10 protein-coding genes are annotated in these 13,302 nt (G+C 69.9%); 8 read left to right on the top strand and 2 right to left on the bottom strand.

Annotated elements, in window-relative coordinates; all coding sequences use genetic code 11:
* Window positions 1-109 precede the first annotated feature (109 nt).
* On the bottom strand, window positions 110-1,018 hold the full coding sequence (locus A9G05_RS17010) for a LysR family transcriptional regulator (RefSeq protein ID WP_069562102.1): 909 nt from the start codon (window positions 1,016-1,018) through the stop codon (window positions 110-112).
* 110 nt (window positions 1,019-1,128) lie between these two features.
* On the opposite strand from A9G05_RS17010, the gene A9G05_RS17015 reads away from it, so the two are divergent.
* The 5 genes from A9G05_RS17015 to A9G05_RS17040 all read left to right on the top strand — a co-directional run bounded on the left by A9G05_RS17015 (window position 1,129) and on the right by A9G05_RS17040 (window position 7,951).
* On the top strand, window positions 1,129-2,853 hold the full coding sequence (locus A9G05_RS17015; RefSeq protein ID WP_069562103.1) for an acyl-CoA dehydrogenase family protein: 1,725 nt from the start codon (window positions 1,129-1,131) through the stop codon (window positions 2,851-2,853).
* A gap of 17 nt (window positions 2,854-2,870) precedes the next feature.
* A complete protein-coding gene (locus A9G05_RS17020) occupies window positions 2,871-4,067 on the top strand; it encodes a CaiB/BaiF CoA-transferase family protein (RefSeq protein ID WP_069562104.1) in 1,197 nt (398 codons plus the stop codon).
* 45 nt (window positions 4,068-4,112) lie between these two features.
* Window positions 4,113-4,910 carry an enoyl-CoA hydratase-related protein gene (locus tag A9G05_RS17025; protein ID WP_069562105.1) on the top strand — a complete coding sequence of 266 codons (798 nt, stop codon included), beginning with the start codon at window positions 4,113-4,115 and terminating at the stop codon, window positions 4,908-4,910.
* A complete protein-coding gene (locus A9G05_RS17030) occupies window positions 4,907-6,442 on the top strand; it encodes a 3-hydroxyacyl-CoA dehydrogenase (protein WP_069562106.1) in 1,536 nt (511 codons plus the stop codon). Before A9G05_RS17025 ends, A9G05_RS17030 begins: the two co-directional genes overlap by 4 nt.
* Before the next feature lie 252 nt (window positions 6,443-6,694).
* Window positions 6,695-7,951 carry an OprD family porin gene (locus A9G05_RS17040; protein ID WP_069562108.1) on the top strand — a complete coding sequence of 419 codons (1,257 nt, stop codon included), beginning with the start codon at window positions 6,695-6,697 and terminating at the stop codon, window positions 7,949-7,951.
* Window positions 7,952-8,979: 1,028 nt separating this feature from the next.
* Here A9G05_RS17040 and metR read toward each other — a convergent pair.
* Entirely contained in the window at window positions 8,980-9,897 is a 918-nt protein-coding gene (metR, locus tag A9G05_RS17045; protein WP_069562109.1) for a transcriptional regulator MetR, read from the bottom strand.
* Window positions 9,898-10,044: 147 nt separating this feature from the next.
* Here metR and A9G05_RS17050 point away from each other — a divergent pair, with 147 nt between their 5' ends.
* The 3 genes from A9G05_RS17050 (at window position 10,045) to A9G05_RS17060 (ending at window position 13,231) form a co-directional block, all read left to right on the top strand.
* Window positions 10,045-10,932, top strand: coding sequence for a LysR substrate-binding domain-containing protein (locus tag A9G05_RS17050; RefSeq protein ID WP_069562110.1), 888 nt, complete (start codon window positions 10,045-10,047; stop codon window positions 10,930-10,932).
* Window positions 10,933-11,027: 95 nt separating this feature from the next.
* Window positions 11,028-12,137, top strand: a complete 1,110-nt coding sequence (gene aguA, locus A9G05_RS17055; protein WP_069562111.1) for an agmatine deiminase — start codon at window positions 11,028-11,030, stop codon at window positions 12,135-12,137.
* A gap of 8 nt (window positions 12,138-12,145) precedes the next feature.
* Window positions 12,146-13,231 carry an extracellular solute-binding protein gene (locus tag A9G05_RS17060; protein ID WP_069562112.1) on the top strand — a complete coding sequence of 362 codons (1,086 nt, stop codon included), beginning with the start codon at window positions 12,146-12,148 and terminating at the stop codon, window positions 13,229-13,231.
* Window positions 13,232-13,302 lie beyond the last annotated feature (71 nt).

The raw sequence follows: 13,302 nt of genomic DNA on the forward strand, positions 1-13,302 counted from the left end.
CCCCGCCGATGCAGACAAGGGGTGTGGCGGGGCGGGCTGGCGCGTGGCTTGAGACTCGAGTCGAGCCGGAGTCTAGGAGGGCGGTCGGCAAATCAATAGTCGTTTGTTCTTATGGCGCGATAACGGAATCCGTATCGTCGCGCGCCAGTTGCCGTTGCAGGCGTGCGAGGAAGGCGTGCGCCGCCTCGGGGGCGTTCTCCTCGCTGCACAGGGCGTGGATTTCCGACAGCGCGCCTTCCTGCACCAGCGGGACGCCGACGACGCCCGGCCAGGCGCGGCACAGGGACGCCGGCAGCAGCGCGACGCCCATGCCCTGCGCCACCATGGCGACGATGGTCTGCCACAGCCGCGCCTCATGGCGGATCTGCGGGCTGAAGCCGGCCCCGACGCAGCAGGCGATGATCAGATCGTGGTAATGCGGCGCCGCCGGGCGCGGGAAGAGGATGAACGGATCGTCGCGCAGTTCGGCCAGGTCGATGCGCTCGGCACCCGCCAGGCGGTGCCCGGGCGGCAGGCAGCAGAGGAAGGGTTCGGCCAGCAGGGCCTCGGAGCGCAGCCCCGCCGCCAGTGGGCCGCGATGGACGAAACCGATGTCGATCTGCCCGCGCTGCAGCGCCAGGGCCTGCTCGGCGCTGTTCATCTCCTGCAGCACCACCTCCATGCCCGGTTGCTCCGCCTCGAAGCCGCGCACCGCTGCCGGCAGGCCGCGGTAGAGCATCGAGCTGACGAACCCCACGCGCAGCCGGCCCAGCGCGCCCTGGGCCGAGCGCAACGTCAGGCGCCGTGCCTGCTCGGCCTGTTGCAGCAGGCTGCGGGCCTCGTCCAGCAGCACCTGGCCAGGGGCGGTGAGCTTCACCGACTTGTTGGTGCGCACCAGCAGTTGCACGCCCAACTGCTCCTCCAGCTTCTTGATGTCGAAGGAGAGCGCCGGCTGAGAGATGAACAGGCGCGCGGCGGCGCGGCCGAAGTGCAGTTCCTCGGCGACGGCGATGAAGTAGCGAAGCTGCTTGAGGTCCATTCGGTGCTCCCTTCAACGATATGATTTTCTTATCGTATGGGCCTTTTATTCTATTGGATACTTATCGTAGGGCTTCCTAGTCTCGGCGCACGACACGAAGGAGTGACGCCATGAACGCCCTGATCGAACGCCCCGTCATCGAAGACCTGAACATCCCCGACAGCCGCGGGATGAACCTGTTCGACGCCGACCCCGAGCTTGCCCGCCTGCTGTCCCTTTACCTGCCCGAAGCTGTGCTGGCGCCCTGGCTGCCGCGCCTGCAGGCGCTGGGCGCCCGTGCCGGTGGCGAGCTGGACGCGCTGGCACTCTCGGCGGACAAGAACCCCCCGGTGCTGGCCAGCCGCACCCGCCGTGGCGAGGACCTGCAACGGGTGCTCAAGCACCCCGACTACGTGGCCCTGGAGCGGGTGGCCTATGCCGAGCTGGGCCTGGCCTCCATGAGCCACGTGGCCGACGGCCCGCCGCCGCTGGTCAAGTACGCGCTGACCTACCTGTTTGTGCAGGCCGAGTTCGGCCTCTGCTGCCCGGTGAGCATGACCGACTCCCTCACCCGCACCCTGCGCAAGTACGGCGCCCCGGAGCTGGTGGAGCGCTACCTGCCGAACCTCACCTCGCGGGACTTCGACAGCCTCTACCAGGGTGCCATGTTCATGACCGAGCAGGCCGCCGGCTCCGACGTGGCGCGCACCCGCACCGTGGCGCGGCAGCAGGACGGGGCCTGGACCCTGCACGGCGACAAATGGTTCTGCTCCAACCCCGACGCCGACCTCGCCATGGTGCTCGCCCGCCCCGAGGACGCCCCCGAAGGCATGGCCGGGGTCAGCCTGTTCCTGCTGCCCAGGCACCGGCCCGATGGCAGCCGCAACGCGTACCGCATCGTGCGCCTGAAGGACAAGCTCGGCACCCGCTCCATGGCCAGCGGCGAGATCACCCTGGAAGGCGCCACCGCCTACCTGATCGGCGAGGTGGGGCGCGGCTTCCAGCAGATGGCCGACATGGTCAACATGTCGCGCCTGTCCAACGGCGTGCGGGCCGCCGGGCTGATGCGCCGGGGGCTCAACGAGGCGCTGTTCGTCGCCCGCCAGCGCCAGGCCTTCGGCAAGCGCCTGGTGGACATGCCGCTGATGCAGCGCCAGCTGCTCAAGCTGATGCTGCCCGCCGAGCAGGCGCGTTCCCTGTTCATGCAGATCGCCACCCTCCTGCCCCGTGCCGACGGCGGCGACGAGGCGGCGCAAAAGTGCGTGCGCATCCTCACCCCGCTGATCAAGTTCCGCGCCTGCCGCGATGCCCGCCGTGCCACCGGCGACGCCATGGAGGTGCGCGGCGGCGTCGGCTACATCGAGGAATGGAGCGACGCCCGCCTGGTGCGCGACGCCCACCTGGGCTCGATCTGGGAGGGCACCAGCAACATCGTGGCGCTGGACATCGCCCGCGCCGTGACCCGCGAAGGCGCCCTGGAACCCCTGGCCCGCCACCTGCGCGGCCTGCTTGACGAGGCGGCCCTGCCTGCCGCCGCCGATGCGCTGCTGCGCAGCAGCCTGGACAAGGCCGTCGCGCTGATGGCCGAAGTCGCCGAGGCCCGCCGCCACCAGCAGGTGCGCCAGGCCGGCAGCGCGCTCTACCACGTCGCCACGGCCATCGCCCTGGCGTGGGAAGGCGCGCGTCTTGCCCCCAACCACCGGCGCCTGGCCCTGGCCCTGCTGGTGCTGCGCCATCGCGTGCTGCCCCGCGACCCCCTGGCGGCCGAGGCGGATGCCGGCGAGGCCCTGCTGCCGGCCCTGCTGGCCGAAGGCCCGCTGAGCCTGGACGACGCCCTGCGCCTGCTGCCCCACTGATCGCGGAGCCTCCGACCATGACCACAACGACAGCTCCTCGGGGCGCCTTGCATGGCATCCGTGTTCTCGACCTCAGCCGCGTCCTGGGCGGCCCCTACTGCTCCCAGGCCCTGGCCGATCACGGCGCCGAGGTGATCAAGCTGGAACCCCCGACCGGCGACGAGACCCGGGGCTGGGGCCCGCCCTTCGAGGGCGACACCGCCTCCTACTTCCGTGGCATCAACCGCAACAAGAAGGGGCTGGTGGTGGACCTCGCCCAGCCCGAGGGCCGCCAGTTGCTGCTGCGCCTGCTGGAAGACGCTGACGTGCTGCTGGAGAACTTCAAGCCCGGCACCCTGGAGCGCTGGGGCATCGGCTATGCCGAGGTGCTGGCCGAGCGCTTTCCCCGGCTGATCCACTGCGCCGTCTCCGGCTTCGGCGCCGACGGCCCGCTCGGCGGGCTGCCCGGCTACGACGCGGCGATCCAGGCCATGGCCGGGCTGATGAGCGTGAACGGCGAGGCCGACGGCGGGCCGCTGCGGGTCGGCCTGCCGGTAGTGGACATGGTCACCGGGCTCAACGCCCTGGCCGGCATCCTTCTCGCGCTGCATGAGCGGCAGCACAGCGGGCGCGGGCAGTCCGTGGACATCACCCTCTATGACTGCGGCCTGTCGCTCCTGCACCCGCACCTGCCCAACTACTTCGGCTCGGGCCGGGCGACCCCGCGCAGCGGCAACGCCCACCCCAACATCGCCCCCTACGACAGCTACCGCACCGGCGGCGAGCCGATCTTCCTCGCCGTGGGCAACGACCGCCAGTTCGCCCGGCTCTGCGAGCACCTGGGCGCCGAGGCCCTGCTGGACGACCCGCGCTTCGCCGACAACGGCAGCCGCTCGGTGCATCGCCAGGCGCTGAAGGCGGCGCTCGAATGCCATCTGGCCAGCCATGACGGCCCGCCCCTGGCCGAGGCGCTGATCCGCCTGGGCGTGCCCTGCGGCGCGGTGACCACGGTGGATCAGGCGATCGCCCATCCGCACACCCGCCACCGGGCAATGCTGGTGGAGCTGGGTGATTACCGCGGTATCGCCTCGCCGGTGAAGCTTTCGCGCACCCCGGCGCAGTACCGCAGCCCGCCGCCGGGTCTGGGCCAGCACAGCCGCGAGCTGCTCGATGGCCTCGGCCTGGATGCCGGGCAGGTCGACGACCTGATCCAACGCGGGATCGTGCGCGGCTGACGCACCCCCGTTCCCCCCTGCACAGAGAACTGATCGGAGATCGTCATGAGGGTCCATGAAGAACGCGTTTGCCCGCCGCCTCCGCTGCGGCTCGAACACCCCGGCGCCGGCATCGCCCTGCTGACGCTGGATCGCCCGGAGCGGCGCAACGCCCTGGACCTGGTCTTGCGGCGCACGCTCGCCGAAACGGTTCAAGGGCTGGATGACGACCCGTCGGTGCGGGTCATCGTCATCAGCGGTGGCCCCACGGTGTTCGCCGCCGGGGCGGACCTGGGCGAGCTGGTGGAGGCCGGCCCGCTGCAGGTCCAGCAACGCCGCGTGGAGCGCTACTGGCAGGCCCTGGCGCAGTGCCGCACGCCAATCATCGCAGCGGTCAACGGCCTGGCCCTGGGCGGCGGCTGCGAGCTGGCGCTGCACGCCGACCTGATCGTTGCCGGTGCCACGGCGCGCTTCGGCCAGCCCGAGGTGCGCCTCGGCATCATGCCCGGTGCCGGTGGCACCCAGCGCCTGGTGCGCGCAGTGGGCAAGTACCGGGCCCTGCGCCTGCTGCTGACCGGCTGCCTGGTGGGAGCCGAGGAGGCCCTGGCCATGGGCCTGGTCAGCGAGCTGGCAGAGGACGACGCGCTGCCCCGCGCGCTGGCCCTGGCCGAAGAGATCGCCCGCCTGCCGGCGCTGGCCGTGGCGCAGATCAAGGCGGTGGTGCGCGACGGTGCCGACCTGCCCCTGGAGAGCGCGCTGCTGCTGGAGCGCCAGGCCTTCCAACTGCTGTTCGACAGCCAGGACCAGAAGGAGGGCATGCGCGCCTTCCTCGCCAAGCGCGAGCCGGAGTACCAGGGCCGATGAACGGGAACGAGATCACCCGCCTCGGCGTGGTCGGCTGCGGCGCCATGGGCCAGGGCATCGCCCAGTTGGCGGCCTGTGCCGGCTTGCAGGTGCGGCTGCACGACATGCGGCCCGATGCGGCGGCACAGGCCCGCGAACGCATCCTTGCCGAGCTGGAGAAGCAGCGGGACAAGGGCCGGGTCAGCGACGCCCAGCTTGAACAGGCCCGTGTCGGCCTGCTGCCGGTGGAGGAGGGGTTGCAGGGCCTGGCCGGCTGCCAACTGGTGGTGGAGGCGATCGTCGAGGCGCTGCCCGCCAAGCAGGCGCTGTTCCGCCAGTTGGAGGTGCTGCTGGGGGGCGAGGCGATTCTCGCCAGCAACACCTCGTCGTTGTCGATCACCGCCATCGCCTCGGCCTGCGAGGCGCCGGGGCGGGTGGCCGGGCTGCACTTCTTCAACCCGGTGCCGCGCATGCGCCTGGTGGAGGTGATCCCGGGGCTCGCCACCGACGAGCACGTGGTCGAGCACCTGCTGGCGCTGGTGCGGCGGCTCGGTCACCAGCCGGTGCGGGTGCAGGACTCGCCGGGCTTCCTGGTCAACCATGCCGGGCGCGCCTATGGCACCGAGGCGCTGCGCATCCTCGCCGAGGGCGTGGCGGCGCCGGCCGAAGTGGATGCCTTGTTGCGCGATGGCGCGGGCTTCCCCATGGGGCCTTTCGAGCTGATGGACCTGGTGGGGCTGGATGTCAGCGTGCCGGTGATGGAATCCATCTACCAGCAGTTCTACGAGGAGCCGCGCTACCGCCCGCACCCGCTGCTGCACCAGCGCCTGGCCGCCGGCTATCTGGGGCGCAAGAGCGGGCGTGGTTTCCATCGCTATCCGGCGGTTGCCGAGCCGGTTCCGCAACCGCGCGCCAGCGGCCCACGGATGCCGGTATGGCTGGGGCTGGACGAGGGCTTCGACGCCGCGCTCTTGCGCCCCTGGCTGAGCGGCATGGGCGCGGAGCTGGAGCAGGGCAAGCGGCCTTCCGCCGACGCGCTCTGCCTGCTCGCTCCCCTGGGCCTGGACGCCACCGAAGCGGCGCTGCACTTCGAACTCGACCCCACGCGCGTGGTGGCCTTCGACGCCCTGGCGGAGCGCGCCTCGCACCGCTGCCTGATGCCCACGCCCGCCACTGGGGCGGGCTGCCTGGAGGCCGCGCGAGCCCTGTTCGCGGCCGATGGCGGCAGGGTCACGGTGATCCGCGACAGCGCGGGCTTCGTGGTCCAGCGCACCCTGGCCGGTATCGTCAACCTGGCCTGCGACATCGCCCAGCAGGGCATCGCCACGCCCACCGATATCGACCTGGCCGTGCGCCTCGGCCTCGGCTACCCCCACGGCCCGCTGGCCTGGGGTGACCGCCTGGGGCCGGCGCGGGTGCTGTCGATCCTCCAGCGCCTGCACACCCTCAGCGGTGACCCGCGCTACCGCCCCAGCCCCTGGCTACGCCGCCGCGCGCAGCTGGGCCTGTCCCTGCTGCACACCGGACAGCCACCCCATTCGGGAGAAGACTGATGCTCGACGCCTCTAGCCATGCGGGCCTGCGCACTCCGATCGGCCGCCACGGCGGTGCCATCGCCCTCGGCCATTCGCCGGGCGCCCCCGGCGCTGACCGTCTGCCGCACCCTGCAATGCAAGAACCCGCGCGACCCCCTGGTCAGCCTCGGTGTGGGGCTGGGCCAGGGCGTGGCCGTGGTCCTGGAGCGCCCTTGAGCGCTTCGTGATGGAGGGCGCGCCCGCCGCTCGCCCCGAGCCTTGGAGAGCACCATGCATAACAACAAGAAACACCCCGCTGCATTCACTGCCCTGCTGCTGGGCGGCGCGGCCCCCTGCGCCCTGGCCGCCGATGGTTTCATCGAGGCCTCCAGCGCCACCCTGCAGATGCGCAACTTCTACATGAACCGCGATTTCCGTGATGGCGCGGGCGACTCGCGGCACGAGGAATGGGCCCATGGCTTCCTCCTCGACTATCGCTCCGGCTACACCGCCGGCACCGTCGGTTTCGGCCTCGACGCCATGGGGCGCCTGGGCCTGAAGCTGGACTCCGGCAAGGGTCGTTCCGGCACCGGGCTGCTGGCAGTGCAGGACGATGGCCGCGCCGCCGACGACTACGGCCGCCTCGACGGGACCTTCAAGGCGCGGGTGTCGCGTAGCGAGCTGAAGCTCGGCGCCCTGGTGCCCAGGCTGCCCACCCTGCAGCCCAACAATGGTCGGCTGTTCCCGCAGACCTTCCACGGCGGGCTGGTGGAATCCCGCGAATGGGAGGGCCTGGGTTTCACCCTGGCGCGGCTGGACGAGGTGAGCCAGCGCAATGAGGGTGGGCGTAGCGACCTGGCTCTGTACAACCGCAACAAGCGCTTCACCGCCGGGCCGCGCGCCGGGCACCTGGACCTGGCCGGGGTGGACTGGGAGGCACGCCCCGGCTGGACGCTGAGCTACCACCATGCCGAACTGGAAGACCTCTACCGGCAGGATTTCTTAGGCCTCAAGGGCCGCGTGCCCCTGGGCGGGGACCGCCTGGAGCTGGACCTGCGCCTGTTCGACAGCCGCGATGCCAGCACCGGCTGGCGCCGCGAGATCGACAACCGCGCCCTCGGCGCGCTGTTCACCTACCGCCGTCACGATGGCCATGCACTGGGCCTGGGTCTGCAGCGCATGAGCGGCCGCACGGCCTTCCCCTACGTGCAGGGGGCCGACGCCTACCTGGTCAACTTCGGCCAGTACTACGACTTCGCCGAGCGTGGCGAGCGCTCCTGGCAGCTGCGCTACGACTTCGATTTCGCCACCCTGGGCGTGCCGGGCCTGGCGTTGATGACCCGCTACTTCAAGGCCGGGGACGGCGAGCTGGGCGACGGCCGCTCGGTGCATGGCTGGGAGCGCGACACGGACCTCAGGTACGTGGTGCAGAGCGGCCCGCTCAAGGACCTGGGGCTGACCTGGCGCAACGCCGTCTACCGCACCAGCGTGGGCCGGGGCGTGGACGAGAACCGGGTGATCCTGAGCTACAGCCTGGCGTTGTTCTAGCGCACGTAGCCCGGGCTTCAGCCCGGGAGCGGGGCGGGAGCTTTCCCGGACTGAAGTCCGGGCTACTGCATGTGTTGGGTGGACGCCGCTTTTTGCGTCCGGCGGCGGTGCTGCGGGTGGCCCGACGGTGGACCGGTGAAGCGCGGTCCACCCTACGCTCGGCAAGGGGCGCTGTAGCCCGGGCTTCAGCCCGGGAGCGGGGTGACCTTCCCCGGACTGAAGTCCGGGCTACTGCATGCGTTGGGTGGACGCCGCTTTTTGCGTCCGGCGGCGGTGCTGCGGGTGGCCCCGACGGTGGACCGGTGAAGCGTGGTCCACCCTACGCTCGGCAAGGGGCACTGTAGCCCGGGCTTCAGCCCGGGAGCGGGGCGGGACCTTCCCCGGACTGAAGTCCGGGCTACTGCATGTGTTGGGTGGACGTCGCTTTTTGCGTCCGGCAGCGGTGCTGCGGGTGGCCCCGACGGTGGACCGGTGAAGCGTGGTCCACCCTACGCTCGGCAAGGGGCACTGTAGCCCGGGCTTCAGCCCGGGAGCGGGGCGGGACCTTCCCCGGACTGAAGTCCGGGCTACTGCATGCGTTGGGTGGACGTCACTTTCTGCGTCCGGCAGCGGTGCTGCGGGTGGCCCCGGCGGTGGACCGGTGAAGCGAGGTCCACCCTACGCTCGGCAAGGGGCGCTGTAGCCCGGGCTTCAGCCCGGGAGCGGGGGAGCTTTCCCGGACTGAAGTCCGGGCTACTGCATGCGTTGGGTGGACGTCACTTTCTGCGTCCGGCAGCGGTGCTGCGGGTGGCCCCGGCGGTGGACCGGTGAAGCGAGGTCCACCCTACGCTCGGCAAGGGGCGCTGTAGCCCGGGCTTCAGCCCGGGAGCGGGGCGGGACCTTCCCCGGACTGAAGTCCGGGCTACTGCATGCGTTGGGTGGACGTCGCTTTTTGCGTCCGGCAGCGGTGCTGCGGGTGGCCCCGACGGTGGACCGGTGAAGCGCGGTCCACCCTACGCACTACAGGGATGGTGTCGGTGGGTTGCGCATCAACGTGCGGCGCTGACGCCTTCGAGGGTGGCGAAGGAGGTGTCCTTGGCAGTGAGGAGGAAGTCGCGCATGAAGGGGGCGTCGAGCATGTCGGCGCGGATGGCGGCGTGCAGGGTGGCGTACAGGCCCTTGTCGCCCAGGCGCTTGGCGGTGACGTAGCCCCGCGAGCTGTATTCGTGCAGCGCCCAGTTGGGCAGGCAGCACACGCCACGGCCGCTGGCCACCAGTTGCATCATCATCACCGTCAGCTCGGCGGTGCGGATTTGCGCGGGTTCGACGTCGGCTGGTTCGAGGAAGCGGGTGAACACGTCGAGGCGGTCGCGCTCCACCGGGTAGGTGATGAGGATTTCGCTCTCCAGATCCTCGGGCACCACGTAGGGCTTGCCCGCCAGCGGGTGCTGGTTGGCCACGGCCAGCAGCGCTTCGTAGGTGAATAACGGCACGTAGCTGATACCCGGCAGCTCGATGGGGTCGGCGGTCACCACCAGGTCCAGGTCGCCCCGGGCCAGGGCCGGCAGCGGGGCGAAGGAGAAGCCCGAGGCCAGGTCCAGCTCCACTTCCGGCCAGGCGTCGCGGAACTGGTCGATGGTGGGCATCAGCCACTGGAAGCAACTGTGGCACTCGATGGCCATGTGCAGGCGCCCGGCAGTGCCGCCGGCCAGGCGTGCCAGGTCGCGTTCGGCGGCGCGCATCTGCGGCAGTACGCTGTCGGCCAGTTGCAGCAGGCGCAGGCCGGCGCTGGTGAAGCGCACCGGTTTGGTCTTGCGGATGAACAGCGGCAGACCGAGGCGCTCCTCCAGCTCCTTGAACTGATGGGAGAGGGCGGACTGGGTGAGGTGCAGGCGCTCGGCGGCTTCCACCAGGCTGTCGGCCTCGCGCAGGGCATGCAGGGTCTTGAGGTGGCGTACTTCGAGCATGCGTGGGCTCCCGTCCATGAGTGGAACTGGTGAAGAGGCGAAGGGGCATGAGTTTCCTTCATCCGCTCGGCGGGTGTCGAGCGGCGCCCTTGTCGCAGCCTGCGCCTTGCGCCAGCATGCGCCGTCCGTTTCCGGGAGCCTTCTGCCATGCGTCGCCTGCCTTCGCTCACCGCCCTGCGCACCTTCGAGACGGCCGCGCGCCATGCGCATTTCGGCCGTGCCGCCCAGGAACTGTGCGTTACCGACAGTGCGGTGAGCCACCAGATCCGCCAGTTGGAGGAGCAGCTCGGGGTGACGCTGTTCGAGCGCGAAGGGCGGCAGGTCCGGCCCAATGCGCCGGCGCGGCGCCTGCTGCACAGCCTGCAGCAGGCCTTCGAGCTGATCTTCGATGCCTGCGATGAGCTGCGCGACCCCGGCTCCCAGGCTCAGTTGCGGGTGGCAGTGACCACCGAGCTGGCGCAGAAGTGGCTGGTGGGGCGGCTGGCGGACTTCACCGAGCGCCACCCGCAGATCACCCTGCACCTCCACGAGCAGGCGCTGGAGGCGCAGTTGCCCGGTGCGGAAATGGACCTGGCGATCATCTACGGCACCGGCCCGGAGGATGCCAGCAGCTACTTCGTGCGGCCGCTGCCGACCCTGCAGTTCTTCCCGGTGTGCAGCCCGGGCCTGTTCAACCAGTCGCCCCTCAAGCACCCCCGGGACCTGGCGCGCCACTGCCTGTTGCACGACGACCAGGACGGCAAGACCTGGAACGCCTGGCTGGCCACCCACGCCGCCGACCTGCGCCCGGCCCGGCACCTTTACCTGGGCCACGCGGGGCTGACCATGGAGGCGGCGGCACGGGGCCAGGGTGTGGCGATTGGCGACAACCTCACCAGCGCCGAGGACCTGGCCAGCGGGCGGCTGGTGAGGCCGTTCGCGGCCCAGGTGCCGTCCCTCGGGCAGTACGCGCTGGTGTGCGAGCGCCTGCGGCTGGACAAGCCGGCGGTGGCGCAATTCGTTGATTGGTTCAGTGATCAGTTGGCTGATGTGTGAATTGAATTCATGAATTGACTGAAAAAGGTCATTGGTCGCCAGCGCGTCGGCGCGGGTACTGTCGGGGCATTCCCATCCCCCACGAGGACCTGAACATGGCACGCACCCTGACCTCTCTGCCCAAGGCCGACGGCTTCCGCCTGCCCGGCGAGTTCGAAACCAAGGCCCGTTGCTGGCTGGGCTGGCCGGAGCGCCCGGATGTGTGGCGCAACGGTGCCAAGCCGGCGCAGAAGGTCTGGGTCGATATCGTCACCGCCATCGCCAGCAGCGAGCCGGTCACCGTCTGTGCCTCGGCGGCTCAGTACGCCAATGCTCGCCGCCTGCTGCCCCAGCATGTGCGCGTGGTGGAGATGACCTGCAACGACACCTGGTTCCGCGACAGCGGGCCGGCCTTCCTGGTCAATGACGCCAGCGGTGAGGTGCGCGGCGTGGACTTCGAGTTCAACGCCTATGGCGGCCTCGACGGCGGCCTCTACTATCCCTGGGACAAGGACGACCAGATCGCCCAGAAGATTCTCGAGATCGAGGGCTACGACCGTTACCGCGCGCCCTTCATCGCCGAGATGGGCGGTATCCAGAGCGACGGCCAGGGCACCCTGCTGACGACCGAGCAATGCCTGCTCAACCGCAACCGCAACGCTCACCTGGGCAAGACGGAAATGACCGGGCGCCTGTGCGACTACCTGGGCGCCGACCAGGTCATCTGGCTGCCCCGTGGCTGCAAGTTCGACGAGACCGATGGCCACATCGACGACCTGGCCTGCTTCGTCCGCCCCGGCGTGGTGGTGATGCAGTGGACCGACGACCGCAGCGACCCGCAGTGGGAGATCTACCAGGAGGCCTACGACATCCTGCGCAGCACCCGTGATGCGCGTGGCCGCGCGCTGGAGGTACACAAGCTGCCGCAGCCGCGCGTGCTGGAGTGGACGGCGGAGGAGGCCGAGGGCCTGGATCAGGTGGACGGTACCCACCTGCGCCAAGCCGGCACCCGTATCTGCGCGTCCTATATCAACTACTACGCCGGCAATTCGGCCATCGTGCTGCCGCTGTTCAACGACCCGTGCGACGAGATCGCCCAGGCCACACTGGCGGATCTGTTCCCGCAGCACCGCATCCTCGGCATCGGTGCATCCCGCGAGATCCTCCTGGGGGGCGGCAACGTCGCCTGCATCACCATGCCGCAATACGCCGCGCGGCAGCGCTAGGAGGCACTATGCGCCCACTCGTCGCCGTACTCCTGCTCGGCCTGGGCCTGGGGGCCCAGGCCGAGGATGCGCCCCGGCAGGTCAACCTGTTCATCTGGGGCGAGTACATGGCCCCGGATACCCTCTCGCGCTTCCAGGCCGAGACGGGCATCCGCGTGGTGGCCGATCACTTCGACTCCCTGGAGTCGATGGAGACCAAGCTGCTCACCGGTCACAGCGGCTACGACCTGGTGCTGACCGCCGGCCAGCACCTGCAGCGGGCGATCCGCAGTGGTGCGGTGCAGCCCCTGGACAAGGGGGCGCTGCCACACTTTGCCGGGCTGGGGGATGAGTTCCTCCAGCACATGGCGGCCTTCGACCCGGGCAACCGCTATGCCGGGCTCTATGCCTGGGGCACCACCGGCTTCGGCTACCAGGAGGAGGCCATCCGCACGCGCATGGCCGATGCCCCGGTGGACAGTTGGGCGATGCTGATGGACCCGGCAGTGGTGGCGCGTTTCGCCGATTGCGGGGTGAGCCTGCTGGACGACCCCAACGAGGTGTTCGGCGCGGCCATGCGCTACCTCGGCCTGGACATCAACCGCCAGGACCTGGACGACCTTAAAAAAGCTGCCGAGCACTTGGCAAAGGTCCGCCCCTCGATCCGCTACTTCGCCAATGACCGCAACATCAACGACCTGGCCAACGGCAACACCTGCCTGGCGATGGCCTGGAACGGCAATGCAACAGTGGCCGCCAGCCAGGCGACCCAGGCTGGCAAGCCCTACCACATCCGCTATTCGATTCCGCGGGAGGGGGCGCAGATCTGGTTCGATGCGATGGTCATCCCGGCGGATGCACCGCACCCCCGCGAGGGCCTGGCGCTGATGGACTTCCTCATGCGGCCGGACGTGATCGGCCCGATCACCAACAGCATCGGCTACGCCAACGCGGTGACGGCGGCTTCGGCCACGGTGGACCCGGCCATCCTCGCCGACCCCGGCACCTACCCGCCGACCGAGGTGCGCGCCCGGCTGTACACCAAGAACGACAACGGCTCGGCCTTCAATCGTGCCCTGACCCGTGCTTTCACGCGCTTCAAATCAGGCACATGAACGCTCGGGTCTGCATGAGCGTTATTTGAGTTGAAAGAGAATTTTATGAGTTTGTCTCATGTTCTGTGGGT

It is taken from the genome of Pseudomonas sp. ENNP23, from assembly GCF_001728945.1.
GTDB classification, from domain to species: Bacteria; Pseudomonadota; Gammaproteobacteria; order Pseudomonadales; family Pseudomonadaceae; genus Metapseudomonas; species Metapseudomonas otitidis.